28 protein-coding genes and 1 riboswitch are annotated in these 23,415 nt (G+C 64.1%); of the genes, 18 read left to right on the forward strand and 10 right to left on the reverse strand.

Features of this window, described 5'->3' with window-relative positions:
* Window positions 1–112: 112 nt before the first annotated feature.
* Window positions 113–703: a DUF924 family protein gene (locus tag NKK50_RS25790; RefSeq protein ID WP_245271482.1), complete on the reverse strand. Its 591-nt coding sequence runs from the start codon at window positions 701–703 to the stop codon at window positions 113–115.
* Window positions 704–705: 2 nt separating this feature from the next.
* Window positions 706–1,617, reverse strand: coding sequence for an SDR family oxidoreductase (locus NKK50_RS25795; protein WP_023834727.1), 912 nt, complete (start codon window positions 1,615–1,617; stop codon window positions 706–708).
* 111 nt (window positions 1,618–1,728) lie between these two features.
* Between NKK50_RS25795 and NKK50_RS25800 the strand changes: the two genes are divergently transcribed.
* A complete protein-coding gene (locus tag NKK50_RS25800) occupies window positions 1,729–2,694 on the forward strand; it encodes a LysR family transcriptional regulator (protein ID WP_023702929.1) in 966 nt (321 codons plus the stop codon).
* Between the two features lie 27 nt (window positions 2,695–2,721).
* Here NKK50_RS25800 and NKK50_RS25805 read toward each other — a convergent pair whose 3' ends face one another.
* Window positions 2,722–3,909: a Y-family DNA polymerase gene (locus tag NKK50_RS25805; protein ID WP_352544041.1), complete on the reverse strand. Its 1,188-nt coding sequence runs from the start codon at window positions 3,907–3,909 to the stop codon at window positions 2,722–2,724.
* A gap of 232 nt (window positions 3,910–4,141) precedes the next feature.
* On the opposite strand from NKK50_RS25805, the gene NKK50_RS25810 reads away from it, so the two are divergent.
* The 3 genes from NKK50_RS25810 to NKK50_RS25820 all read left to right on the forward strand — a co-directional run bounded on the left by NKK50_RS25810 (window position 4,142) and on the right by NKK50_RS25820 (window position 5,426).
* Window positions 4,142–4,378, forward strand: a complete 237-nt coding sequence (locus tag NKK50_RS25810; protein ID WP_023670353.1) for a hypothetical protein — start codon at window positions 4,142–4,144, stop codon at window positions 4,376–4,378.
* A gap of 152 nt (window positions 4,379–4,530) precedes the next feature.
* Entirely contained in the window at window positions 4,531–4,938 is a 408-nt protein-coding gene (locus NKK50_RS25815) for a heme-copper oxidase family protein (RefSeq protein WP_023693868.1), read from the forward strand.
* Between the two features lie 266 nt (window positions 4,939–5,204).
* Window positions 5,205–5,426 carry a hypothetical protein gene (locus NKK50_RS25820; RefSeq protein WP_023670355.1) on the forward strand — a complete coding sequence of 74 codons (222 nt, stop codon included), beginning with the start codon at window positions 5,205–5,207 and terminating at the stop codon, window positions 5,424–5,426.
* Between the two features lie 223 nt (window positions 5,427–5,649).
* Here NKK50_RS25820 and NKK50_RS31395 read toward each other — a convergent pair whose 3' ends face one another.
* Entirely contained in the window at window positions 5,650–6,180 is a 531-nt protein-coding gene (locus tag NKK50_RS31395; RefSeq protein WP_502902424.1) for a hypothetical protein, read from the reverse strand.
* A 115-nt stretch (window positions 6,181–6,295) separates the two neighbouring features.
* Between NKK50_RS31395 and NKK50_RS25830 the strand changes: the two genes are divergently transcribed.
* The 4 genes from NKK50_RS25830 (at window position 6,296) to NKK50_RS25845 (ending at window position 7,916) form a co-directional block, all read left to right on the forward strand.
* Window positions 6,296–6,598 (forward strand): hypothetical protein, encoded by a 303-nt coding sequence (locus tag NKK50_RS25830; RefSeq protein ID WP_023684824.1) that lies wholly within the window; start codon window positions 6,296–6,298, stop codon window positions 6,596–6,598.
* Between the two features lie 342 nt (window positions 6,599–6,940).
* Entirely contained in the window at window positions 6,941–7,270 is a 330-nt protein-coding gene (locus NKK50_RS25835; RefSeq protein WP_023670359.1) for a DUF1236 domain-containing protein, read from the forward strand.
* Between the two features lie 98 nt (window positions 7,271–7,368).
* Window positions 7,369–7,584 (forward strand): hypothetical protein, encoded by a 216-nt coding sequence (locus tag NKK50_RS25840; protein ID WP_023670360.1) that lies wholly within the window; start codon window positions 7,369–7,371, stop codon window positions 7,582–7,584.
* A 92-nt stretch (window positions 7,585–7,676) separates the two neighbouring features.
* Complete coding sequence (locus NKK50_RS25845) at window positions 7,677–7,916, forward strand: DUF2934 domain-containing protein (RefSeq protein ID WP_023684825.1); 240 nt, start codon at window positions 7,677–7,679, stop codon at window positions 7,914–7,916.
* A gap of 156 nt (window positions 7,917–8,072) precedes the next feature.
* Here the strand turns inward: NKK50_RS25845 and NKK50_RS25850 are convergent, their stop codons facing one another.
* Entirely contained in the window at window positions 8,073–8,465 is a 393-nt protein-coding gene (locus NKK50_RS25850; protein ID WP_352544042.1) for a hypothetical protein, read from the reverse strand.
* A gap of 201 nt (window positions 8,466–8,666) precedes the next feature.
* Window positions 8,667–8,779: riboswitch (TPP riboswitch) on the forward strand.
* Between NKK50_RS25850 and NKK50_RS25855 the strand changes: the two genes are divergently transcribed.
* From NKK50_RS25855 to NKK50_RS25870, 4 genes are all read left to right on the forward strand, one after another.
* Window positions 8,770–9,378, forward strand: a complete 609-nt coding sequence (locus tag NKK50_RS25855; protein WP_023670364.1) for a YkoF family thiamine/hydroxymethylpyrimidine-binding protein — start codon at window positions 8,770–8,772, stop codon at window positions 9,376–9,378. It overlaps the preceding riboswitch by 10 nt.
* A gap of 255 nt (window positions 9,379–9,633) precedes the next feature.
* Window positions 9,634–10,476 carry an ABC transporter permease gene (locus NKK50_RS25860; protein ID WP_023689011.1) on the forward strand — a complete coding sequence of 281 codons (843 nt, stop codon included), beginning with the start codon at window positions 9,634–9,636 and terminating at the stop codon, window positions 10,474–10,476.
* On the forward strand, window positions 10,473–11,255 hold the full coding sequence (locus tag NKK50_RS25865; protein WP_023705167.1) for an ABC transporter ATP-binding protein: 783 nt from the start codon (window positions 10,473–10,475) through the stop codon (window positions 11,253–11,255). The genes NKK50_RS25860 and NKK50_RS25865 overlap by 4 nt, the downstream gene beginning before the upstream one ends.
* On the forward strand, window positions 11,252–12,259 hold the full coding sequence (locus NKK50_RS25870) for an ABC transporter substrate-binding protein (protein ID WP_023834724.1): 1,008 nt from the start codon (window positions 11,252–11,254) through the stop codon (window positions 12,257–12,259). The genes NKK50_RS25865 and NKK50_RS25870 overlap by 4 nt, the downstream gene beginning before the upstream one ends.
* 162 nt (window positions 12,260–12,421) lie before the next feature.
* Here NKK50_RS25870 and NKK50_RS25875 read toward each other — a convergent pair whose 3' ends face one another.
* Window positions 12,422–13,084 carry a LexA family transcriptional regulator gene (locus tag NKK50_RS25875; RefSeq protein ID WP_023834723.1) on the reverse strand — a complete coding sequence of 221 codons (663 nt, stop codon included), beginning with the start codon at window positions 13,082–13,084 and terminating at the stop codon, window positions 12,422–12,424.
* A gap of 80 nt (window positions 13,085–13,164) precedes the next feature.
* Between NKK50_RS25875 and NKK50_RS25880 the strand changes: the two genes are divergently transcribed.
* The 3 genes from NKK50_RS25880 (at window position 13,165) to NKK50_RS25890 (ending at window position 15,246) form a co-directional block, all read left to right on the forward strand.
* Entirely contained in the window at window positions 13,165–13,539 is a 375-nt protein-coding gene (locus NKK50_RS25880; RefSeq protein WP_352544043.1) for a hypothetical protein, read from the forward strand.
* A gap of 86 nt (window positions 13,540–13,625) precedes the next feature.
* Entirely contained in the window at window positions 13,626–14,318 is a 693-nt protein-coding gene (locus NKK50_RS25885; RefSeq protein WP_023693856.1) for a GcrA cell cycle regulator, read from the forward strand.
* A 328-nt stretch (window positions 14,319–14,646) separates the two neighbouring features.
* Window positions 14,647–15,246: a DUF6456 domain-containing protein gene (locus NKK50_RS25890; RefSeq protein WP_352544044.1), complete on the forward strand. Its 600-nt coding sequence runs from the start codon at window positions 14,647–14,649 to the stop codon at window positions 15,244–15,246.
* A gap of 65 nt (window positions 15,247–15,311) precedes the next feature.
* Here the strand turns inward: NKK50_RS25890 and NKK50_RS25895 are convergent, their stop codons facing one another.
* Window positions 15,312–15,620: a hypothetical protein gene (locus tag NKK50_RS25895; RefSeq protein WP_352544045.1), complete on the reverse strand. Its 309-nt coding sequence runs from the start codon at window positions 15,618–15,620 to the stop codon at window positions 15,312–15,314.
* A 203-nt stretch (window positions 15,621–15,823) separates the two neighbouring features.
* On the opposite strand from NKK50_RS25895, the gene NKK50_RS25900 reads away from it, so the two are divergent.
* Window positions 15,824–16,708, forward strand: coding sequence for an NmrA family NAD(P)-binding protein (locus tag NKK50_RS25900; protein WP_352544046.1), 885 nt, complete (start codon window positions 15,824–15,826; stop codon window positions 16,706–16,708).
* A 57-nt stretch (window positions 16,709–16,765) separates the two neighbouring features.
* On the opposite strand, the gene NKK50_RS25905 is transcribed toward NKK50_RS25900, so the two are convergent.
* Both NKK50_RS25905 and NKK50_RS25910 read right to left on the reverse strand, forming a co-directional pair.
* Complete coding sequence (locus NKK50_RS25905; protein ID WP_156933462.1) at window positions 16,766–17,533, reverse strand: COG3904 family protein; 768 nt, start codon at window positions 17,531–17,533, stop codon at window positions 16,766–16,768.
* 147 nt (window positions 17,534–17,680) lie between these two features.
* Window positions 17,681–18,955, reverse strand: coding sequence for a DUF763 domain-containing protein (locus NKK50_RS25910; RefSeq protein WP_352544047.1), 1,275 nt, complete (start codon window positions 18,953–18,955; stop codon window positions 17,681–17,683).
* Between the two features lie 244 nt (window positions 18,956–19,199).
* On the opposite strand from NKK50_RS25910, the gene NKK50_RS25915 reads away from it, so the two are divergent.
* On the forward strand, window positions 19,200–20,192 hold the full coding sequence (locus NKK50_RS25915; RefSeq protein ID WP_023702917.1) for an HNH endonuclease: 993 nt from the start codon (window positions 19,200–19,202) through the stop codon (window positions 20,190–20,192).
* Window positions 20,193–20,242: 50 nt separating this feature from the next.
* Here the strand turns inward: NKK50_RS25915 and NKK50_RS25920 are convergent, their stop codons facing one another.
* Window positions 20,243–22,198, reverse strand: a complete 1,956-nt coding sequence (locus NKK50_RS25920) for an acyltransferase family protein (RefSeq protein WP_023712494.1) — start codon at window positions 22,196–22,198, stop codon at window positions 20,243–20,245.
* Window positions 22,199–22,659: 461 nt separating this feature from the next.
* Here NKK50_RS25920 and NKK50_RS25925 point away from each other — a divergent pair, with 461 nt between their 5' ends.
* Window positions 22,660–23,013, forward strand: a complete 354-nt coding sequence (locus tag NKK50_RS25925; RefSeq protein ID WP_023688994.1) for a cupin domain-containing protein — start codon at window positions 22,660–22,662, stop codon at window positions 23,011–23,013.
* Window positions 23,014–23,415: the final 402 nt, after the last annotated feature.

Below are 23,415 nucleotides of genomic sequence, written 5' to 3' on the forward strand. Positions count from 1 at the left end.
GGTCCCGATGCACTAGATCATGATGAGATTTGGTTGCAATCTCATTATGATCTAACCCTTTGTTGGAGCATGATCTTTTCCAAAAACCGGACCCGCTTTTTGGAATCATGCTCTAACCCGCAAATCCACCTTCATCGAGAAAGCGTTGTTCTTGGGCGTGCATGGCGCGGCCGAGGATCGGGTTGCGGTGCGGAAAACGTCCGAAACGGCGGATGATGTCGCGGTGATGTTCGGCCCGCTTCAGGTCGGACGGGCCGATGTCGCGCGACAGCGCCACCGAGCGGTCCTGGTCGGCAATCGCTTCGGAATGCGCGAAGGGCAGCCCGAAGAACAGCCGCAGCGAGGGATCGACCATCCGCTGGAACCCGGCATCGATCGCCTCAGTAGCGATCGCGCGGGCCTTCGCGTCGCTGGCATACATGCGCGGCGTGTCGCGAAAGGCGTTGCGCGGGAACTGGTCGAGCAGCAGGATCAGCGCCAGCGCCCCGTAGGGCGTCGCCATCCAGCCATCGCAGTCGCCGCGCGCTGCGGCCTCATGCAGCCGCAGGAAGCGATCGCGAAACTCGCGGTCGAAGGCCGCATCCTTGGCGAACCACGCGGCAGGTCCTGCCTGCCACCAGAAGCCCACCACGGCGGCAGCGGCATCCGGCACATTCTTCCGGGCTGCGAGGCCGCCCGGTTCGACGGTTGCGATGGCGTCCATTGTCAGGCCGCCTTCGCATCGCCGGCCAGTGCCGCCCAGTCCAGCGCTCTTGCCCATTCGGCGAATGAGGTCGGCTTCAACGGCAGCAGACGGGTCGTCTGGCCGAGATCGACGGCAAGCACGGTCTGCTTCTGGTTGTGGATCCAGGCATAGCTGGCGGCAGTCTGTTCGGCGGCGTCCTTGCCGAGCATGGTTTCGAGCGCGGCGGCGAAGTCCGCCAGCGGCACAGGATAATAGCTGACTTCGCGGCCGACAATGCCTGACAGGATGACGGCCATCTCCGGTCCGGTCAGCGCCTGCGGCCCGCCAATGTCGAAGCTGGCACCGGCAAGCTCCGGATGCCGCAGCGCTTCGACCACGTAGGCCGCCATATCCTGCCAGGAGATCCAGGAGGTCTGGAAGTTGGCCGGCAGCGGATAGGCGAGGACGCCCTGATGCATGATCGCCGGCGCGCTCCAGGGCGCCGCGATATTGCTCATGGCCAGCGTCGGCTTGAGGACGATAGATGGCGGGCCGAACGTCTTGATGTAGTCGATGAGTTCGGCCTTGGCGTCCATCACCGCCGTGCCGGAATGGCCCGACACATGGCCGCTGGTGTTGAACACCAGAAGCTTGACGCCGCCTTGCTGCGCCGCATCCGCAATGTTGCGGCCGTAGCGCAGGATCTCTTCAGGGCTTGCACCGACCGGCAAGGTCAGCGCCACCGCATCAACGCCGAGGCAGGCGAGGGCCAGTCGGCCGGGGTCGGCGAGATCACCGCGCACGATGTTGACCCCATCGCCGAACGGATCGGGCGAGCCCTTGCGTAACAGGACACGCACCGTGGCGCCGGCGGCGCGGCAAGCGCTGACAATGGCCGACCCTTGGGCGCCGGAGGCGCCGGTGACCAGAACCGAATTGGGAAAGTTTGGCATGGATTTGCTCCTCTCTGAATGAGTGCCGACGAAACCGGCACCACCGTCTTCGCGTCGAAGAAGGCATTCGCAACTTTACTCTGCTGAATCCAGTGATATGATTTCAGGAATATGCTGAACAAAATTGACCTGGCGCGCGCCGATCTCAATTTGCTGGTCTTGTTCCAAGCCATCATGGAGGAGCGGCATGTCGGTCGCTCGGCGGAGCGGCTAAACCTGTCGGCCTCGGCGGTCAGCCATGGCCTTGGCCGGCTGCGCAAGCTGCTTGGCGATCCGTTGTTCCTGAAGACGCCGCGCGGCGTCGTGCCCACCGACCGGGCAACGGAGCTTGCCGAACCGGTGGCCGAGATCCTGGCGCGGGTGCGCCGGGTGATCGCCAGCGCCGAGCCGTTCGATCCGGCCCGCTCGACGCGCCGCTTCACCATCGGTGCGCCGGATGCGGTATCGTCCGTGCTCCTGCCGCCGCTGCTCGACCAGATCCGCTTTTTGGCCCCCGGCATCGACATCGGCATCCGGCAACTGCTGCCGCGCCAAGGTGAACCGTCGCCCACTACTGCCTGGAGCGACTGTGTCGCCGAACTCGAAGCGCGCGCCATGGATGTCGCGGTGATTCCGTTCGACGGCCTGCCGGCACGCTTCACCGTCGACAAGCTCTATGAGGAGGATTTCGTCGTCGCCATGCGCGCCGGCCACCGCTTCGCCGGCGATCCGTGCCTCGACGCCTATTGCAGCGTGCAGCATATGGTCGTCTCGAACAATGGCGATCCGAACGGGTTTGTCGACAGGGTGCTGGCTGAACGCGGCCTGTCGCGTCGCGTCGCGCTGACTGTCCCCAACTTTATGTTCGGACTGGCCGTGCTTGCTCAGACTGATCTGATATCGGCCTATCCGCGCCGGTTCCTCGCCATGTATGGCGGCCGTTTCGGTGTCGTCGGCGTTGATGCGCCCATCCGGCTCGGCCACTTCAACATCAACAGCATCGTGCCGAAGGTTGCGCTGATGGATGCGGGCTTGGCCTGGCTGGTCGGCCTGCTCAGGCAGACCGGAAATGCAGCACTATCTTCGGGTGCGGCGTAAGCATTGGCCTGGCCGTCGCGGCGGTGCTCAAAGCTCCTTTTCCGCCAGTTCGCGGAAGGCATCGGGAACCGAGCGCCGGGCTTCCAGCGCCACGGCGCCATAGCCGACAGCCTCTCTGCCAAAGCGCTGGCGGATCTTGTCGATGGCGCGGTCGGCGCCAAAGCGCGCCAGGCCTTGCCTGCTGCCGGGCCGCTGCTTTTCATCGGCAAGCCCGAGCGGCAGCTCCAACTGCAGCTCGGCACTTTCTTCCAGCTGCGACACCGAGATCGCCAGCAGCGAGATGATCTTCTCCCGAGGGTTGGCTGCCACCACGCCGCGCACCAGCTCCCCGGCGATTTCGGCCAGCATCGCGGTTGCCGAAATCGGTTGCTCGAGCGTCAGCGAGCGTGTGACAGCGTGCAGATCGGCGAAACGCACGCGCACCGTCACCGTGCGTCCGGGCCGTGATTTCGCCCTGAGCCGGCTGGCGACCCGGTCTGCCAGATGCAGCAGGACGGGTCCGAAGATACGCGCCGGCCGTCTGCCAAGCGCCGACTGCGCGCCGGCGGAATGCGACGGCCTGTGGGTTTCGAGCTTTCGCGGGTCGCGGTTCCATGCCAGCGACGCCAGCTTTTCGCCGGCGGCGGGCCCGAGCAACCTTCGCAGCGCCCCGCTATGCGTCTTTGCCAACTGGCCGATGGTCTCGATGCCGATCTCGGCCAGCCGCGCTCTGGTCGCCGGGCCGACGCCCCACATCACCACCACCAGGCCGTCGGGCTTGGCCACCTGCGAGGCGATCTTGGCCAGATGCTTGGTGCGCGCCACGCCGATCGAGATCGGCAGGCCGAGCTCTGCCCGGACGCGCCGACGCACCGTGGCGGCGATCTCGGCCGGCGGTCCGAACAGATGCGTGCAGCCGGCCACATCGGCAAAGGCTTCATCGATGGAAATCCGCTCGACCAGCGGCGTGAAATCGTCGAGCACCTTGATGGCGGCGTCGCCCAGCCGCTGATAGTCGGCGAAATGGCCGCCGACGAAGATCAGTCCGGGGCAAAGCTCGCGCGCGCGTCGTCCGGGCATGCCGCCGCGCACGCCGAAAACCCTGGCTTCGTAGGAAGCGGCAAGCACGACGCCGCCGCCGACGGCGATCGGCTTGCCCCTGAGCGCCGGGTCGAGCAGCTGCTCGACCGAGGCGTAGAAGGCGTCGAGATCCGCATGCAGGATGGTGGGCTCCATCCCGACCGTTCCCTTTGCGGCGTTGCAGCATTAGCCGCGTCTGTTGTGAGAGGCGTTTTTGCCGAACAAATAGAGAACAAACAGGGCCTATTGTCAAGCGAAGTGGTTGTCGCCGGCCGGCCCGTTCCAGGTCGGGCTGTCGAGTGCTCCGCCTGGGCATCGGACCTGCGGAACATTGTCTCTCGCCTCGGCGTTCATATCCGCGACGGGACGCTGTTTTGTGGAGGCCGGTATGGGCCAGTTCGAGATGATCGACCTCGTCAGCGTCATTGACGCCTGCACGAGCGATCGCGTTGCCGGGCACTGCGTGTCAATGGCCAGGGCGGTGGAGGAGTTGCGAGTGCTGACCGGTGATTTCGTATCGCCGGACGAGACGGTGGCCAACGCGCTGTCGGCAGTGGCGCTGGGGCGCGGCTGCGCGGTGGTGTTCGACGAGCGAGCGGGCGCCGACATCTTGCTGACGCCGTAGCGGCGGCGCCGGGTTGTGGCAGCCAGAAAAGTCGAACAGCGTGCAAAAAGCTGTGCAGGCATGGCCCCATAACCGGGGCGTGGAAAAGTTCTGCGCGTGGGTGTATTCTCCAGGTCGCAAGCGGTCGCAGACCGCATAGGGGGAGAAATGACATGCCGAGGGTTTCAGAACTCTTTTTCAAAACTGCCATCTTGTTCCTGATGTTGGGGATTGCGGCCGGCCTGCAGATGGCGATCTCGGGTGACCACGCCGCTTTTCCGGCGCACGCGCATATCAATCTGCTCGGTTGGGTGACGAGCGCCATCTTCGGCGGCTACTACGCGCTCAATCCGCAAAAGGCGGCGCGTCGCGTCGCCATGATCCACTACGGGCTCTACACTCTCGGCTTGGTGATCATGCTGCCGGCGCTGTATGTGATGCTGCAGGGAAACCCGGCGCTTGAACCGATCGTCGCCGGCGGCTCGCTCATTATCGCCGCTGCCGTTCTGGTTTTTGCTTTCGTGGTGTTTTCGCCCGAAACGGCGCGCTCGGTGTCCGGCGTGGTTCCGGCCTCTCGCTGACTGTTCGCGCGCGGCGATCAAAGTCCGACCCGCGTTCGCGACCCGCGACACGGGTTGGCCAGGCCGATTGCCGCAGCCGCTTGCTGCGGTGTCTATCGCCGCGTCGGCGCTTAACATACCCGAGTCCCACCACGTATTATTTCGTGACTATTTGGCGCCGGAACCTTCCCAGATATCGCGCGTTGCGGCGACTGTATTCGCGCTGCCTTATATATAGGCAGCCTTGAGTACGTCCACAGCATGGGTTGGGGGAGGAGCAGGACACCATGTCGAACAGAGAAATCGGAACGTCGGCCTCCCTGGGCCGACGCATCGCCGATCTGAAAGCCAGGATGCGAGACGCCAGCGTTACTGAACACGAGATGCAGACCTTCCAGAAGGTCGCAGCCATCATGGGAGGTGTCGAAGGCTCCCTACGCCTCGACGCCGACGACCTGATCGCGGCGTCCTTCGTCACCGAGGCGCTCGGCGATCCCGGGTCGAATTGAAGGTCAGAGCCCGTCGGCACCCAAGTGCCGGCGGTCGATGGCCCGGTTCGCAGCGCCGCGATGCCGGAGCGTGTCTGCACAGCCCGCGGCGGGGATTTCTTGCGCACTTTGAAGATTTCAGGCGAGCGGCCTCGACGGCGCTTGAAATATTGGGCTTCGCGTTCGTGCTTCTCGGCTGTCGAAGGTGCCGAGATTGTCGCCGTCCAGCCCTTGACCACAAGGGCTAAGCCAAACCGCCAAGGCGGCTTAAACGAAGGATCCGGCCAGCCGGATCCTTCGAAATATCCCGATGCTCCGGCATCGCCTTCAGCTCATCCTTGGTCCAACTGGTGACGGCGTGGACGTCCCGGGAAACCTCTCGAAAGTCCGCGGTCGCTGCCTTACACGTCGTCGAACGGGCCGCCGCGCCTCGCCAGGTCGTGACCAATGGCGGCTTCCTCGGCGTCGTCGGGCAAGGCATCGTCACTGTCCTGGTAGGGTTGTCGTCATCCTCCTCGGGCAATTCGCCTTCCTTCTCGACACCGGTGGTGTCCGGCAGGCTTTCCTCATCTGCTCCGTCGGGCAGGACCGTTGCGCCACGCAGCGCATCCCAATCCTGCCGGCGCGGCGTCGGCGCTTCCACCTCGTCATTGGCGATCCTGTCGCGGGCATCGTTTTTGCTCGGTGGCGCCTCGACCCCGTCATTGGGTTTTCTGTTTCGTTCTTCCATGATTGCCTCCTCCGGGCGGCTTTGCGTCGAGAAGGTGGAACTCACTTCCGGCTGTCAGGTTCCGGCAACCACTCCATCTCCGTGGAACCAATTGCCGCCAGTCTGCTTTGCCAAGGACTAGTCTGCTTTGCCAAGGAGATGAATCCAGAGGAGCTGGACCATGAAGACTTTCCCCCTCATCCCATGCGTGCTGCTCCTGGCGCTGGCCGACCCGGCGGCTGCGCAGGACAATGGCGACCAGCACGGCCCTGCCGCGCCTTGCCAGGCGCAGCCTCAGGACGATGGTCAGAAGCCGCCGGTCGCCAATGGCGGCGGCGAATCGACCAGCACGCTCGGTCCCTGCGGCGGCGTGCTGCAGCCGCCGCCCAGTGGTGACCAGGGTATGACGCAGCCGCCGCCGGATCAGGGCAAGACGCCGGTGATCAAGCCTGGCGAGGTGCCTGCGCAGCCGCCGAAGCAATGACCTTTTGCTTGAAACTTCACGGCGTGGCACGAAGGCGGTCGGTTCCGGTCTTGGCCGGGCGACGCGGTCACCGGATCAATGCCGGCGCCGGCCGCAATCGCCACCGGAATTGGAGCCGTGCATCATCCATGTCGAAGGTCTCCTGAGGGATTGTGCTTCAATGCGAATCTTGCGGGTGCGGGTTCTGCTGGCATGACCGGGAAGCCGATCAATTTAGTCTCCGCTTGCGGAACAAGACCGTACCGGCTGCGTTTGCCTCCAGGAGCCCGCCACCTCGATCTGCGCTGTTTTCGCCTCATGCGGGAACACGGCGGAGCTCGCCAACAACGACAGGAGACGAAGATGAAAACCATCCTTATTCCCGCCGTCGCCGGGCTCGCCATGATCGCTGGTATCGGCATTGCCGCCGCCGACGAGGTGATCGTCACGCAGCCGGCACAGCAGCAGGTGATCATCACCCCGGAACAGCGCACGGTCGTGCACCAGTACGTAAAGAAACATCCGCTTGCCTCGGTCAATCTGCTCGGCGTCGAATTGAATGTCGGCACTGCCTTGCCTGACACTGTCGAGCTGCAGGAGGTTCCCGACGTTCAGTACAGATACGCCGTCGTCGACAACCATACCGTGTTGGTCGACCCCAGCACGCGCAGGATTGTCGAGGTGGTCGAGTAACGCTCGACAACCTAACCATTCATCGGTGATACGGCCCTGTCGTTCTTCCCAAAAGGGCGGCAGGGCCGAATGACGAACATGATGAAAGGAGAATTGCCATGTTGCCGCATGTCGAGACCCCGAACTCCGCCAATGTTGCGGCGTGTTGCGACAAGTTGCTGGCCGAGCGCAACACGGCGCTGTTATCGATGAAGGAAGCGATCGCGCTCCTGCGGGAGCGCACCGGCACCGATCGTTCGGATGCCGACCTCGCGGGGCTGATCGTCAAGAAAGCGGCGCTGCTCGGCGTTGCGGTGATTTCCGACCCGCGCTGAGATGTCTCGTCACTCAAGACGCCGGCCGAATTTTCGGCTAATGTTTTCGTGGAATCTGGACCAACCGACCGGACCCAACCACGGAGGCTTAAGTGACGGACGACAAACAGGACCGCATTCGCCAGCGCGCGCACGAGATCTGGGAAAAGGCCGGCCGGCCTGAAGGCGCGCATCAGGAACACTGGGAGCAGGCCACGGCTGAAGTCGATGGCGCGGTCGCCAAGCCCAAAAAGGCGGCGAAGAAAGCTGACGCCAAGCCCGCCAAGGCAGCCGCCAAGCCAAAGGCCGCGAAGCCTGCCGCCGCAAAGTCCGGCAAAGCCAAATCGAAATAAGGCCAGAAATAAGGCCAGTCGAAATAAAGCAAGGCCGGAATTCGCTGGCCGGGCCATCCTTGGCGCCCGCCGTTCAGGCGCGCCCGAGCCTCTCAACCTGACGAATTGCGCCTGCGACGGGCAGCGCAATTCCTTGTGTTTGGCGACAGCCGCCCCTCATGCCTCCCAGGCATAACTCGACAGCGCAAAGCGAATCCCGGCAGCTGTCATGGCCAGTTCGCATTCGGTGATCTGGCGCAGGTGGCGCAGATAGCGCGTTACAGTCTGTGGCAGCCAGCCGGCGCAGGCCTCGACATAGGCGCGGCTGTGAACAAGGGTGCCGGTCGACAGCCTCTCGTCCTTCTCGGCAACGACTTTCAAATATTGGCGGATGAAGCGGATGTCGTCGGCGATGTCCTGGCTGGCCATTCGCCAGGCCCCGGCGAGGCGTTGGCACTGATCGAATGACAAGGGCAACAACGGCGGCGGCAATAAAGGCGGCGGCAACGACGGGGGTGACAGCAAAGGACGAGAGAGATCGGCGAAAGCAACATGGTTCGCTGTGCTCAAGGACATTCCTCTCTGCGAAAAGAGAGATCGTACTTTATGTACGAACGAGCGTCAAGCCAATTTCGTACGGTTGGGACGATAACGCAACGAACTGACGAGTCGTCTGTTAACGCCCGGGCGCCCGGCACGTCTGGCCCAAAACACTTTCCCGCAGTGCCTCAACAAACGGCTTCCCCAATGCCGCGAACGGTGCTTTAACCCGCCCATCCACAGGGGTGCTCCGTATCGTCGGGGCTGAGATGAGGGCGGCAAGCCTTCGGACCCTAAAGCTGATCTGGATAATACCAGCGGAGCGAGGCGGGCGATGTTTTCAGGCGCACAGATTTCCCTTTATCCCATGACCGACGATTTCGTCGGCGTCATCCTCGGCGCGCTCGGCGCGCTCGATCCCTGGCGCGACCGGCTGCGGATCGAAACCGATGACATCTCGACCCTTATGGTCGGGCCGCCCGAGGTGCTGTTTCCCGCCATGCGCGACCTGTTCGTCGCGGCGGCCAAAAGCGGCAAGCACTGTGTGCTTTCGGCGGCGGTCTCGCGCGGCTGTCCGGGCGAGCCCGACGATCCGATCTGCCGCTCCGACGAGACCGGCGGCCCCGCCATTCCGCTGGACGAGCGCAAGATCGCCGCGATCCGCGCTGTCCAGGCCACGCCGTCGACCGGCCAGCCGGTGGCGGCGCAGTTCTCGCTCTACGTTATGGGCACGGGCGACCATATGGACGAGATCTACGGCTGCATCGATTTCCTGAAACAGTCCGGCGTCTTTGAGCGCTCAAAGAACTTCTGCACCAAATTGCGTGGCGATGCCGGTGCGGTGTTTGCCACGCTCAACGAGGCCTTCTGCCGCTTCGGCCCCGGCGCCGGCCACGTCACCCTCGACATCACGATCTCGGCGAACAGCCCGAGCGCCGTCTGAGCCGCGGCTCAAGCGTCGTTCCTTGAGGATATTGCCGTGGCTGGTTTATCTGACCCATTGCGTGGAGGAGATGCCTCTGACCCCTCAGCACAAAGAGGAGGGGAGCCATTGGCGATTGGCGAAGACCGCGATGCCCACGAATCTCCCCCCTCGAGCAGGAGATGGCCGGCAGGCCAGAGGGGGTCCCAGCGCGTGGAGCGCCGACGTCCTTTTCGCATCGGCAAGGCGTGGGCGCTCTATGCGAGACGACCCCCTCTGTCGCCTTCGGCGACATCTCCCCCTCGAGGGGGGAGATTAGCCGCAGCCATCGCCAAGACCATCCCCGCCGCCTGCGCCTCCGCCCTGCTCCTCGCGGCGTGGGAGCTCTACGCCCGCTATGGTGGCGCTGCGCCCACCATGCTGCCGGCGCCGTCGCGCGTGCTGCAGCAGGCCTGGGAGCATCGCGCTGCCCTTGCCGACAACACGCTGCCCACCATCCGCGCCACATCAGCCGGCTTCGCCTGCTCGTTGGTCGCTGCCTTCGTGCTTTCGGCGCTGGTCGATTTCTTGGCCCCGCTGCGCCGCGCGCTGTTTCCGCTGCTGATCGTCAGCCAGACCTTGCCGCTGGTCGCGATTGCGCCGCTCATCGTGCTGTGGTTCGGCTTCGGGCTGATGCCAAAAATCTTGCTTGTGGCGCTCGTTACCTTCTTCCCGATGATGGTGGCGCTGGTCGAGGGTTTTGCCGCGACCAGCAAGGCGATTTCGCAGATGCTCGCCACCATGGGGGCAGGGCGCTGGCGCATCTTCTGGCTGGCGCGCCTGCCTTCGGCGCTGCCCTATTTCTTCGCCGGGCTGCGCATCTCCATCACCTACGCCGTCGTCGGCGCGATCTTCGCCGAATATGCGGGGGCGGCGAAGGGGCTGGGCATCTACATGCTCAATGCCAAGAACAACTTTCGGCCCGATCTGGTGCTCGCCGCGGTCGCCGTCAGCGCCGCGCTCACGCTTGTCTTGTTCGCCATTGCGGTGCTCGTCCAGCGCTTCGCCATGCCTTGGGAGAATGCAGGGAGCGAAAGCCGCGACGGCAAGGTTGAAGCTGCAGAAGAGAACCGTCAATGACGCGGCTCGAACTCCGGGACATCAGGAAGAACTTCGGCGCGCTTGAGGTGCTCGCCGGCATTTCGCTTCATGTCGCGGCCGGCGAGTTCGTCTCCATCCTCGGCCCTTCCGGCGCCGGCAAGTCGACGCTGTTCCAGTTGCTGACCGGCGCGCTGAAAGGCGAGGGCGACATGCGCTTCGACGGCGCACCATTGCAGGGCAGCCCCTTCGCCTTCATGCCGCAGCGCGACGCGCTGATGCCGTGGCGACGCGTCATCGACAATGTGACGCTGGGGCTGGAGGTGCAGGGCATGAAGCGCCGCGAGGCGCGCGCGTCCGTTGCGCCATTGTTCGCTGAGTTCGGCCTTGCCGGTTTCGAGCGCGCCTGGCCGGCCGAGCTTTCCGGCGGCATGCGCCAGCGCGCCGCCCTTTTGCGCACCGTGGTGCAGCAGCGCGACATGCTGCTGCTCGACGAGCCCTTTGGCGCGCTGGATGCACTGACCCGCGCGGGTATGCAGCGCTGGCTGGAAGGCATGTGGCAGCGCCACCGCTGGACCGCGCTGCTGATCACCCATGACGTGCGCGAAGCCGTCTACCTCTCCGATCGAATCTATCTGATGTCGGCGCGGCCGGCCCGCATCATCGGCGAGATTGCCGTGCCGCTGCCGCGCCCGCGCACCACCGGCAGCGATGCCGCGCGCCAGGCCGCCGCGCTCGAAGCCGACATCCTCGACACGCTGCTCAATCCCGGGACTGACCGGGGCTTGTTTCCGCAGACCGCTCAAAGGAGTTTTTCATGACCGAATTCACACGCCGGCAGGCTTTGCTGCTGACGCTGGCCGCCGGATTGCCGCTGGCCTCGCGCGCTCATGCGGCTGCGCAAAAAATCACCGTCGCGCTCGACTGGACGGTCAACACCAACCATGTCGGCCTGTTCGTTGCCCGCGACAAAGGATTCTACAACGAGGCCGGGCTCGATGTTGAGATCCTGCCCTATGGCGATACTGGCGCCGGCACGCTGGTCGCCAACCGCATCGCCGATTTCGGCATTGCCGGCGTCGGCCTGTTTACCCAGCGGGCTGCCGGCGCCGATCTCAAAGCGGTCTACGCCGTGGTCCAGCAGGAGACCGGCCGGCTGGTCTTCAACGCGGACCGTAGTGAGATCAAAGGCCCGAAAAACCTTGACGGCCTGACCTATGGCGGTTTCGGCAGCGCCTGGGAAAACACGCTGATCTCGACCATCATCCGCCACGATGGTGGCAAGGGCGTTTTCGAGACGGTGACATTAGGCACCTCGGCCTATGAGGCGCTGGCCAACGGCTCGGTCGACTTCACGCTGGAGGTCTCGACCTGGGAAGGCGTCGATGCGGAGCTGAAAGGCGTCAGGCAGCGCGGCTTCCGCTACGCCGACTACGGCGTGCCCGACGAGCACACCACCTTGATCGCCTCCAGCAATGCATATCTCCAGGCAAACCCGAAGGCCGCATCGGCCTTCGTCGAAGCAACGCGGCGCGGCTACCAGTTTGCCTGCGATCACCCGCAGGAGGCTGGCGACCTGCTGATCGCGTCCAACAAGGACGCGCTGACCGACCCGGCGCTGATCCACGCTTCGCTGAAGATGCTCGTCGACGGGCACTTCCTCAGAAGTCATGCCGGCGTCATCGGCACCGTCGACAAGGCCAAGATCGAGGCGATCGGAACCTACCTCTTCAGGGCCGGCATATTGCTCGATGGCGATGGCAAGGTTCTGAAGGAGAAGCCGGATTTTGGAGCGTATTTCACGAACGAGTTTTTGGGCGCGTAATCTCCCCCCTCAAGGGGGAGATGTCGCCGAAGGGGTCGGTACGTCCTGACGCGACTTCCTATCGCGGACAGAGGACGTCAGCGCCTTACGCGCGGCGACCCCCTCTGGCCTGCCGGCCATCTCCCCCTCGAGGCGGGAGATTGCGCCTCACCGCCTTCTCCCTCACATATCGATCATCGAGCGCTTCACCCGGCCGATGATGGTGATGGCGCCTTCGAGCGCCGGCGGCGGGATGTCCATGTAGGAGGCCGGCTGGAAGGGCGGGTTCTCGTTGGGGCGATAGCGCTTGTAGGTGGCCTGGCCGGATTCGTCCGAAATGACGTAGCAGCCATTGGTCACCAGCCGCTTGTCCCTGAGGTTGACGAAGATGATCGAATCCGGTGGCGAGATCTTGTTCATCGACGGGCCGTCGACGCGCAGCGCAATCCATTGGCCCTGCTCCAGATCGGTGGTGGGGATGGTCGGATAGTCGCTGAGATTGGCCACCGTATCCTGGCTGCCGAGTTCGCCGGCGCTGATCCACGAGACGATGGGCACATCGACGGTGGCCAGCGACGGCATCGGGATCTGCCGGCCCGACTCGTCAAAGCCGAAATGGCCCCCCGCAAGGCTGCCGCCGTCACCGTTGAACAAGAGCCAGCCGGGATCGACGCCGAACAGGCGGCCGTATTTCTCCGCCGCCTTGCGCGACAGCGGCCGGTTACCATTCTCGTGACTGATCAGCGTGTTCTTGTTGATGTCGCGCAATGCTCGCGCCGCGTCGCTCGGCGAGGCATAACCCGCCTCCGCCCGCGCCTGCTGCAATCTGTGCCTCGGTTCCTGCATCGTACAAATTGCCTGAAATTTATCGTCCAATTTGTACGATTTCGCTTGCGTACGTTTCGTACATATCGTACGCTTAGCGCATGATCGAACAAACCGCAAGCGTTTCCGCAGACATCGTCAGCTTTCTCCCATCGTCCGGGCTGTCCTCCTCCCCGGTCCGGACGCAAACCGGGGCTCTTGCCCCGGATCCGGTCGAACCGTCGTCCCCCCGATCGACCGGAACGGCCGGAGCCGCTCCTCTCCCGGCTCGGGCCACCTCTTCAGCCCATGGCGCCGCCGGTGCGCCAAGGGCTGTCTCCGGCGGGCAGGGTATTTCCTGCATCCGCACGGAAGATGGCACCGTCATCCTGTTCGACCGGCTGACGGGCAGGGCGGTTTCCGCCCTCACCAAAGCGGCCGCCGAAGCCGCCTTGCGGCATCTCGCCGGCTCGCTGCCGGCCGCCAGTATCGGCTGACCGCACCGACCATCCGCTCTGATTTTTTCCCGTGGGCCCTCGGGGCCGGCGCTCGGCCTTTGCGCGCGCAATCAATGGATACCGACATGACTGCCTATACCGACACCGAATTGCAGGAGATCGCCGTCTGGCTGAGGGATGGCCTGTCGGCCACAGGGATCGCCGTCCGCTTCACGGCGCTGCGCGGCAGTCCGGTCTCGCGCAATGCCATCATCGGCATCGTCCACCGCAACAGCGCGTTGAAGACCATCGGCTTCGCCAACCCCAGAGGCGGCAGGTCCGGCGGCCGACCGAGGAAGAATGCGACGGGGAAGACTGCGGCAAACGAGAATACCGCCAAGAGGAATCCGCCGGCGCAGCCAAGCAAGCTCGTAAGGGAAGTAGGAGTTTCGAAGCAGGCCGCGCCGGTCAAACCGGCCGCCAAACCGAGCCGTCAGCCATCGGCCAGGCCTCTGTTGCCAGCCCGTCCGGCGCCCTCGATCCCGGGCGAAGGACGGCTGGTGGTGGACGGCGAAATCTACCGCTTCAATGTGCCGGCGCCGCGCCCTGCCTCGCTCGGGCGTCAGCCGCATGTCGCCGCCATGCGCTTCATCGACTGCCTGTTCGACCGCTGCCGCGCGCCGCTCGACCTGACGTTGGAGGAAGACCCCGACAACGATGCTCCCGGCAGTCGGCCGGGGCTCGAGATGCTGTGCTGCGGCCTGCGCACAAGGGCGCTGAAAAGCTACTGCGAATATCATCAGACGCGTTTCCACCGACCTGTGGCGGAGGTGGTGTGAGCGGCTGGGCTCCGTTCCTCGCCTCCGGACGACCCCACCAATGATCGAAAGCCGGCGGGACAGCGCCCCCCTCTGTCCTGCCGGACGTTCGTCGCTCGGGAAGCCAAGCAATTGGCTTTCCGTCCGCTTCGCGGACCACTCCTCAACCTCCACGCGGGGGGAGATTGGCAGCTCGCCCGCACTGCCTTCCAACGGCGGTGGTGATTGGCGAAAGCCGACGCGACATCCGATCTCCCCCCAAGTGGGGGAGATGCCCGGCAGGGCAGAGGGGGGCGCGAAGGAACGCCAACCTTCCGGCTCAACAACCCAATCCCACAAGGATCCCCCGATGAGCAAAAAAACCGCGCAGAAAGCCAAACCGCCGAAATTGCCTGCGGGCGAAGCCGAGCAGGTGCGCATCCGCCGCGAGATCGGCCATGATTTCGCGCTGAAGGACGATCGCTTCGGCCGCAAGCGGTTGAGCGTCGGCACCGAAGAGGCGCGGCGCGTCTACGAGGTCTCCAATGACGGCTACACCGCGACCGGCGGCATCGTGCGGGTGCGCAATGTCGATCCGCTGGTCGGCATCACCTCGCTGACCCGCCAGCAGCGTGAGGCCGCCCAGCGGTTTCGCGACGATTTCGAGCGCGCCTCGCGTGACGGGCTGCGGCCGATGCCGTGGGAAGAGCGCATTGACGGCGGCCGCATCAATGGCGGCATCCCCGACCGCGTGCTCAACGCCGGCCGCGCCCACACCCATGCCATCGCCGCCATGGCCCACTGGGAAGTGACGGAGGTGGTTCGCAAGATCTGCCTCGAAGGCCAGTCGGTGAAGGCGCTCGCCGAACGCACCGGCGAGGGACGAGATGTGGTGGTGAAGCTGTTGAAGGTCGGGCTCGACCTTTTGGCCGTGGGTTACGGGATGATGCTGATGCGGAAGCCGCGATAAGGCCGGCAGCCGCGCAGGAAGCGGCCGGCCGGCAGATGCCGGCCGACCGGTTTCACCCTATCGGATCACCGTTCGCAAACGCGAATTTCCTCGATGATCCTGTGATGATGGCGCCAATGCTTGACCAACTCTATTCGGCAATGGCGATGGTGCCTGTGATACCTGTGGTACCTGAAGCCGTTGTCGTAGGCATTATACTGGTAGTAGGGGCGAGGAGCGTAGCGATCGTAATAGTCGCCATAGCTGTCATTGTAGTCATCGTCATAGTAGCCGTTGCCGATGCCGATCACGACGCGCCCGCCGGCATTCGCCGGAGCGATCATCGCCGCCGCCGCAGTGATAGCGATAGCCGAAGCAAGCAGGAGCTTTCTCATAGCTGCCTCCTATTCAAGGTTGCGCTAATATAACTCGCTGGGCACCACCTCGTTCCATAATTTTGCAAGATGCGAACGACCCCTGCGCCGTGCATTGCGAGGAAAGCCGGCGTCACCTCCTGTCAGCATCGTCCCCCGATTTTTGAACCCTTCGCCGCCCCAGCCATTAATCCGGCATGAATCAGCAAGGGAAGGACGAGACCATGCATGTCATTCTTGGAGGTACCGGCCATGTCGGCTCGGCGGCGGCAATGGCGCTGTTGCGGCAGGGAGAGGATGTCACGGTGGTGACGCGCGACGAGTCGAAGGCCGCATGGTTGGTTGAACAGGGCGCGGAGGCAGCGGTTGCCGATGTGCTCGATGTCGAGGCGCTGCGTGAAGTCTTGCGGCGCGGCAAGCGGGCGTTTCTGCTCAACCCGCCGGCCGATCCATCGACCGACACCGACGCCGAGGAGCGCAAGACGGTTGGCGCCATTGCGGCGGCACTGGAGGGCTCCGGCCTCGAAAAGCTGGTGGTGGAATCGACCTATGGCGCGCAGGCCGGCGAGGGTGTCGGCGATCTCACCGTCCTTTACGGCCTCGAGCAGAAGCTGAAGGCCCAGGCCATTCCGGCAAGCATCAACCGCGCCGCCTATTACATGAGCAACTGGGATCAGGCCTTGGAGACGGCGCGGCGCGACGGCGTCATCACCTCCTTCTTCCCGGCGGATTTCGAGCTGCCGATGGTGGCGCCGCAGGATCTCGGCGAGGCCGCGGCGAGACGTCTGCTGGAGCCGACGGACAAGACCGGCACGCACTATATCGAGGGCCCTCGGCGCTACTCAGCCGCCGATGTCGCCGCAGCCTTCAGTGCGGCGTTGCGCAAAAACGTGCGCGTGGTCACGGTGCCGCGCGAGCGCTGGACAGAAACCTACGAAAAACTCGGCTTCTCCAAAGCGGCGGCCGAGTCCTACACCCGCATGACCGAGGCCACGCTGGACAAGCCGGCGGAGCCGGAAAACCCGGAGCGCGGCACGACCAGCTTGGAAAGCTATATTGCTGCGCTCGTCGAGGGGCGGCCGGAAGACCTGTTGAAGGGTGCCGCGTAAAGTGAAGGGTTGCTGTTGAGAAACAGGCGCTTCGACGACCTACGTGGCCCGCTATTCCTATTGCCTGACCGTTCGGCAGTTGCCCGCCGGCGGCGTGGTCTTGCAGATATCGATGGAGGTGCGCGTGTCGCCGTGACCGGTTTCGGTTATCAGATTCAGGTCCAAAAGTTCGTATGTCACGAGGTATCGTATGCTGTCGTCGGGTATTTTTTGCATGGCCGATACGATCCACGAACCTGCTTTCATCTCGGTGAAATAGCTGTCGACCTTGCGTTCATACCATTTGGGTATCGGAACGAGGACGATGGTCTTCTTGCCGTGGATTTTCTTGGCGGTCGGCAGCATGATCCGGTGAATGCCGACAAAGGCGCGGCTGTCTGCCAGGCGCCGTACGCCGCCCGCAAGAACCATCGTACAAGCTGACGAACAGACTGCGCCGACGGGGTTGGCGACGCCGAAGCGGAGGTCGCCCGGCCCGCAGGCTTTTGTGTCTGGCGCGCATTCGGAGAACTCCGTCTTGCCAACCATCGTGTCGAGCCCGCTGGCGCGGATCATATGGCCAAGCGCCATCGCCGCATCGGTCTCGCCGCCCGGGGAATTCAACGCCAAAGGCAATTTGCGGGGGCCGAGTTTTTTCAGCAAGGCCTTCAGCAAAGCTGGCGTGCCCGCCACGATGTGACCTTCCGCCGAAATCCATTCCGGGCATGTCGGCTCGCATCCTGGCGTGCTGTTGCGTACAACGACGAAGTGCATCGGCGGTGTATATGCCAGTATGGCAGGCTCAGGCGTCGTTTGGGCGATCGCGCCGCCAATCGCCAGCAGCACGAAAACCAACGTCCATGCGAATGTCTTCATGCCGAGCCTCGCCTGGCAGAGCATCACTTGAGAAATGGGTCTTTGCAAGCATTATCAAAACAAGCCGAGCACGTGTTTCTATGGGCCGCGCACTATCTCTGCATGATGGACAGGCCGCTACTGGCGGCCCCTGTCTGAACCGTCGTCGCTTTCCGCCGCCCCCTCCCACCCGAACACACTGCGCCCTCCCAGCAGATGCGACTGGTCGAACTCGCCGGCGACGATCTCCTTAAGGCTCGGCCCGATGACGTAGCGCTCCAGCCGGCGCGCCTCGCCATCCAGGCGCTTCAGCGCGCCAAGCTCTTCCTCGCGGCCGAGCTTGGCCTTGCCGACGGCCGATTTCAGCACCGCGATCGTCTCGTCATAGACTTTCAGCGGCACCGGGAAGGGATGCCGGTCCTTGCCGCCATGGGCAAGCGAAAAGCGCGCCGGGTCGGAGAACCGGCAAGGCGCGCCATGCACCACTTCCGCCACCATGGCCAGCGCCCGCACCGTGCGCGCGCCGACGCCGGGCACCAGCAGCAGCTCGGGAAAGTCGGCCGGCCCGCTTTCGATGGCGGCGGAAATGTTGCCGTGCAGCCGGTGCATGACGATGTCGCTCTCGCGCACGTCGTGATGCGCCGGCATCACCAGATTGGGCAGCATCGGCTGCGCCGCCGGTTTCGCAGGCGCTGCTTTCGGCGGCGGCTCCAGCACGGCAAGCTCGTCGAGGATCCGTTCCGGGCTCATGGTCTTCAACAGGTCGATCTGGCCGCTACGTGACGGCGCGGCGCGATGGTCGGTCAGGTTGACGATCTCGCCCTGCCGCTCGCCCTCGATCGCCGCATGCGGCTGGTCGACGAAGCTTGTCAGCCCTTCCGACAGCCAGTGATAGCGCCGCGCCTGGCGGCTGTCGCCGTTCATGCCTTGCTGCACCACCACCCAGCGGCTGTCGTCGGTGACGATGAAGCCGTGCAGATAGAGGTCGAAGCCGTCCTGCACGGCCGCACTGTCCACTTTGGCGACCAGGCGGCTGGCGGTGGCGAGTGCCGCGCCATCGATGCCGACGCGTTCGCCGATCGCGGTCAGCTCCTGCGGCGTCTTGCGCGAATGCGCGCCGCGCCCGCCGCAGACATGGATGCCGAGCTCGCGCGACATCGGGTTCAGCCCGCGCTTCAGCGCGCCGACGACCGAGGTGGTGATGCCCGAGGAGTGCCAGTCCATGCCCATGACGGCGCCGAAAGACTGGAACCAGAACGGATGCGCCAGCCGCCGCAACAGCTCGTCGCGGCCATAGTGATGGATGATCGCCTCGCACAGCACAGCGCCCAGCCGCGTCATGCGATCGCCCAGCCATTTCGGAACCCGCCCGCCATGCAGCGGCAAATCCGCACTGCCGCTTCGCTGCGTCAAGTGAAAGCTCCGTGGCTAAGGCGCACCGGCGGTGCGCCTGTGATCTAGATGGCATTTGGGGGGCGATTTGCAAGTGGGGTGGGGGCGGCGACTATCGTCGCCCTACGCTCTTCTTGGCGTCTCGCCGAAAGATGCAGTTACGCCGCCTGTCGCACCTGGCAATAAGGTCGGCTCCATGCTTGTAGGCGAGACAGGTCTCGAATAGAGCTTACCCAGCCGACGGCAACTATTAAAATCAAAAACGATGTCGCAATTCTGGTGGGTAAATCACAGTCAGACCGCCTGCCAAGAGATCGACGGGCAATATCTCTGGTCGCCCAAAACTCAGAAGAATGGGGCACGCAGCGAGTTCTACAAAAATATGCGTCGGGCGACACCTGGTGACCTCGTGTTGTCTTTTTTCGGTCAAGCCGTGCGCTATATTGGTCGGGTAGCGGAGTTTGCATTCACAGCACCGAAACCACCGGAGTTCAAGAACACTGGAGCCAATTGGAACGAGGAAGGTTGGCTTCTCCCGGTGTATTGGGCGCCGCTCCTGCCGACGGTGCGCCCGTCGGACATAATTGGCGAATTGGGTCCGCTTCTGCCTCCCCGATATTCGCCCATCGACCCAAACTCCGGATCAGGCCGTCAAAACGCCTATCTCGCGAGCGTATCGCAAGAGGTGTTTCACACCATTGTCGCGGGTACAGCTTTCGACCGCGAAGCTCTGAGGCGTGGTGGCGCAAACAGTCTCACTTTCGAAGTCGTCAATGAAATTTTAGAGGACGTCGTTGAGCGCCGTATCCGAGACGACCTCCAACTCGAGGACACTGTAAAGACGAGCGTCATTCAAGCTCGTCGCGGCCAAGGTAAATTTCGTTCCAATGTCGAAGCCATGGAGCGCTCGTGCCGACTCACAGGGGTCACCAATCCCTCGTTGCTGATTGCAAGCCACATCAAGCCTTGGCGCCTATGCGCTTCCGCGCAGGAGCGCTTGGACGGCATGAACGGGCTGCTCCTCACGCCTGATGCCGACCACCTCTTTGACCGTGGCTTCATCAGTTTTGAAGATAGCGGGCAGGTCCTCATATCCCAGCGCGTCGACAAGACTGATTTGCGGCGGCTCGGTTTCGAGCAATTGGTGATGCAGAGTTTCGGCTTTGCCGAAGCCCCCGCCGTCTGGCGCACTAGCACCTTCACCCCGCCGCAGCAGGCTTACCTCGCTCACCATCGAGAGGATGTGTTTGTGGCATAGCTCGCATCAACTGAGCGGTCAGCCGTCAGGTCCCCCTACCTCGCCGCCCCCTAAAACACCGCCTTCTCCAAGACCGGCTCCAGTGATTCAGCAAATGGCGTCGCCAGGTGGTGTCGGTCGCGGAAGGCGAGTTGGCCGTTGATGAACACGTGGCAGGTTTGGGCGTCGCAGAACTGGCTGGTCAGGTCGACATAGGTGGCGCCGGGCACGCTGCGCACGACGTCGCGCTCGGCCGCGGCGATGTCGTCGTTCGCCGCCGCGTCCCTCGGCGTGTCGCAGACTTCAGGCACCTGCCCGCGCCACAGCGCCCGCGCCACGCATTTGTCGGCATAGCTTCCATTGTAGGGAACGTCCCGGATTACCGCGACCTTGATCCCGGCCCGGCTGAATGCCGCCAGCGTCCAGCGCAGGCCGGCCTTCCACTCCTCGTTCCAATCGGCGTGCTTCAGTTCCTCGGGCGATTCCTTCATCACATTGCCGATCGAGAATTCCGAGATCACCACCATGTGCGGGTGCAACGCGATAATGTCCTTGACCGATTGCTCCCGCCACTGGTCGCATTCGGTGTAGTCGCGCTTCAGCCGCCAGTTCCAGGTCGTCACCCGCGAGGCACGGCAGGACGATTTGAGATAGGTGACGAGGCGATAATTGTTCTTGGCCGCCGCGTCGATCAGCGGCGTCGACCAGTGGTCGGCATGCGAATCGCCGAACAGCGCAATCGAGCGCCCGGCGTCCTTGTTGCCGAACACGCAGGCCTTCGGCGTCACCGTCTCAAAGGAGAGAATACAGCCGGCCGCGCGCGCCGTGGACGGCTGCGCGGCGCTGGCGGCAATGCTGCGCTGCTCAGGGTCCAGATCGTGGACGGCAAGCCTGGCATTGGCGTAGGCGGCTGCGACGCCGGTGCCGGTCAGGAGGACGGCCGGCACCAGCGCCCGCGCCGCACTGGCCATCAGCCAGCCATTGCGGCGGATCGGGTTTTCGATGACATGATAGGTGAACCCCGACAGCGCCAGCGTCAGCGCCAAGCAGCCGAGCCGCTGCAGCGGCGAAAGTTCCGGCGTCAGCATCGTGGCATACACGATCACCGGCCAGTGCCAGAGATAGAGCGAGTAGGAGAGTTTGCCGACCCATTGCAGCGGCGCCAGCGCCAGTGCCTCGATCGGGCTTTTCTTAGCGCTCTCCTGCTGCGCGTGCGCCGCTCCTGCCAGCAGCAACAGCACGGTGCCGGCCACCGGCACCAGGGCGAGGAAACCCGGGAAGGGCGTTTCGTCGCTGAAGGAAAGATAGGCGCCGGCAATCAGCGCTAGGCCGAGCCACGCCAGCGGCGTGGCGAGCCGCGGGCGGTTTTGCCAGACTTGCTGCGGCACCATGCTGGCCAGCCCGCCGGCGGCGAACTCCCAGGCGCGTAGCGGCGAGAAATAGAAGGCCCAGGGCTGCGAGACCGTGGTGAGCCACGCGCAGACGGCGAACGAGACGAGGCCGGCAATGCCGATCACCAGGATCGCGCCGCGCTTGCCGGGGCGCAGCCATGCCGCCAGCACAAGCAGCGCCGGCCAGGCGACATAGAACTGCTCCTCCACCGACAGCGACCAGAAATGGACAAACGGGTTGCTGGCCGCATCGGCGGCGAAATAATCAAACGACCAGCGGATCAGCCACAGATTGATCATGTAGGCCGAGGCGAACATGGCGCCTTTGGAATAGAGCGATTGTTCCTCCGGCGACAGGATGAAGGCGCCGGCCACCAGTGTGGCGAGGATGACGAACAGCGACGCCGGCAACAGCCGCCGAGCGCGCCTGGCATAGAAGCGCCACAGGTTGAGCCGCCCGGTCTCGGTGATTTCGGCAAGCAGGTGTTTTGTGATCAGATAGCCCGAGATGACGAAGAAGATGTCGACGCCGGTGAAGCCGCCGGGCAGGCCGGTGAAGCCGAAATGAAAGGCGATCACGCCTGCCACCGCCAAGGCACGCAGTCCTTCGATATCGGGCCGGAACGATGCTGACACGATTTGCCACCTCGTGCTGGTGCATGACCCCGCCTCGGCGAGTAACGATCGCGCCGGGATCATACGTGCGGCAGCTTTGCGCCCAACGGGACACGGCGCTGCAACCGTTCACAGTCGGACCAAGACTCCGCCCTATGGGTCGATATCGCAATGCAACAAATCTAACGCAGTGCAACATTGGAGGAGGCGACGCCGCTGATCTCCCCCCTTGAGGGGGAGATGGCCGGCAGGCCAGAGGGGGTCGGTTCGACCGGACTCGGCCCAATCCTGCAAGTGAAGGCAGGCGCTCCACGCGCGGCGACCCCCTCTGTCGCCTTCGGCGACATCTCCCCCTCGATGGGGGAGATTAGGTCCCCGCCTCCTTCGCCAAATCTCCGACATCCGGGGTCGGCCCTTGCGTTGCCCCCGTCACACGCATCGGCTATCCAACCGGCAGCCATGCAATTCAAACGGAGCCTCCCATGACCAACACCACCATTTTCAAATTCGGCGCTGTCGAGCATGCCGAGGGCGGCGACTTACCGGGCTGGATCGTTGTCGCGGGCCGGCCGACCATGCAGACCGCCGTGCAGCACACCACCGCCGACGGCAAGGTGCTGTCGGGCACCTGGCGGGCCTCGCCCGGCACTTATCACGCCACCTACACCGACTATGAGTTCGTGCACATGATCGCCGGCCGCATCATCATCACGCCCGATGGCGGCACGCCTGTCGAGGTCGGTCCGGGCGATGCGTTCGTGGTCGAAGCCGATTTCAAGGGCACCTGGCAGATCCTCGAGCCGGTAACCAAGCACTTCGTCGTCAAGCTTGCTTGATCGACGTAGTCAAGCTTGCTTGATCGACGTCGCCAGGGTCGCCTGATCGGCTCGTCGTCAGGCTTGCTTGATCGCGTCGTCAGGAGTGCCTGATCGGTAACGATACACGTCGGCCGGCGCGGTTCATCGCCAGCGTCCCCCTCGCCCAGCAGGGGAGGGGGACGCTGGCGAAGCGAATATCGGTTAAGAGGGCGTCACCTCGTTCGCTTCGAACCGATGCGGATCGAAAAGCTGAGACGATGGCGTTCTGCGGAGCCTGGTCGAGAGAACGCAGGCCAGGACTGCTGCCGGGTCGCCAGCGCGTCAGCCAAGAGCGAGCGGCGCACTTCGAGAGTGCATGCCGCCCGTCCGGCGCCGGGCCGTCAATGCTGTTGTTACGAAACCCCCCAGCCCCGTCTCAAC

It is taken from the genome of Mesorhizobium sp. M0001 (assembly GCF_040324255.1).
Taxonomy (GTDB): Bacteria; Pseudomonadota; Alphaproteobacteria; order Rhizobiales; family Rhizobiaceae; genus Mesorhizobium.

Excerpts from the sequence above, each read along its gene's own strand:
- NKK50_RS25835 (WP_023670359.1), top strand. The coding sequence starts at position 6,941 with ATGAAAACCATCCTTATTCCCGCCGTCGCCGGGCTCGCCATGATCGCT.
- NKK50_RS25915 (WP_023702917.1), top strand. The coding sequence starts at position 19,200 with ATGTCGCAATTCTGGTGGGTAAATCACAGTCAGACCGCCTGCCAAGAG.
- NKK50_RS25855 (WP_023670364.1), top strand. The coding sequence starts at position 8,770 with ATGTTTTCAGGCGCACAGATTTCCCTTTATCCCATGACCGACGATTTC.
- NKK50_RS25820 (WP_023670355.1), top strand. The coding sequence starts at position 5,205 with ATGTCGAACAGAGAAATCGGAACGTCGGCCTCCCTGGGCCGACGCATC.
- NKK50_RS25795 (WP_023834727.1), bottom strand. The coding sequence starts at position 1,617 with ATGCCAAACTTTCCCAATTCGGTTCTGGTCACCGGCGCCTCCGGCGCC.
- NKK50_RS25865 (WP_023705167.1), top strand. The coding sequence starts at position 10,473 with ATGACGCGGCTCGAACTCCGGGACATCAGGAAGAACTTCGGCGCGCTT.
- NKK50_RS25815 (WP_023693868.1), top strand. The coding sequence starts at position 4,531 with ATGCCGAGGGTTTCAGAACTCTTTTTCAAAACTGCCATCTTGTTCCTG.
- NKK50_RS25800 (WP_023702929.1), top strand. The coding sequence starts at position 1,729 with ATGCTGAACAAAATTGACCTGGCGCGCGCCGATCTCAATTTGCTGGTC.
- NKK50_RS25895 (WP_352544045.1), bottom strand. The coding sequence starts at position 15,620 with ATGAGAAAGCTCCTGCTTGCTTCGGCTATCGCTATCACTGCGGCGGCG.
- NKK50_RS25840 (WP_023670360.1), top strand. The coding sequence starts at position 7,369 with ATGTTGCCGCATGTCGAGACCCCGAACTCCGCCAATGTTGCGGCGTGT.
- NKK50_RS25875 (WP_023834723.1), bottom strand. The coding sequence starts at position 13,084 with ATGCAGGAACCGAGGCACAGATTGCAGCAGGCGCGGGCGGAGGCGGGT.
- NKK50_RS25810 (WP_023670353.1), top strand. The coding sequence starts at position 4,142 with ATGGGCCAGTTCGAGATGATCGACCTCGTCAGCGTCATTGACGCCTGC.
- NKK50_RS25900 (WP_352544046.1), top strand. The coding sequence starts at position 15,824 with ATGCATGTCATTCTTGGAGGTACCGGCCATGTCGGCTCGGCGGCGGCA.
- NKK50_RS25805 (WP_352544041.1), bottom strand. The coding sequence starts at position 3,909 with ATGGAGCCCACCATCCTGCATGCGGATCTCGACGCCTTCTACGCCTCG.
- NKK50_RS25870 (WP_023834724.1), top strand. The coding sequence starts at position 11,252 with ATGACCGAATTCACACGCCGGCAGGCTTTGCTGCTGACGCTGGCCGCC.
- NKK50_RS25790 (WP_245271482.1), bottom strand. The coding sequence starts at position 703 with ATGGACGCCATCGCAACCGTCGAACCGGGCGGCCTCGCAGCCCGGAAG.
- NKK50_RS25925 (WP_023688994.1), top strand. The coding sequence starts at position 22,660 with ATGACCAACACCACCATTTTCAAATTCGGCGCTGTCGAGCATGCCGAG.
- NKK50_RS25890 (WP_352544044.1), top strand. The coding sequence starts at position 14,647 with ATGAGCAAAAAAACCGCGCAGAAAGCCAAACCGCCGAAATTGCCTGCG.
- NKK50_RS25885 (WP_023693856.1), top strand. The coding sequence starts at position 13,626 with ATGACTGCCTATACCGACACCGAATTGCAGGAGATCGCCGTCTGGCTG.
- NKK50_RS25880 (WP_352544043.1), top strand. The coding sequence starts at position 13,165 with ATGATCGAACAAACCGCAAGCGTTTCCGCAGACATCGTCAGCTTTCTC.
- NKK50_RS25830 (WP_023684824.1), top strand. The coding sequence starts at position 6,296 with ATGAAGACTTTCCCCCTCATCCCATGCGTGCTGCTCCTGGCGCTGGCC.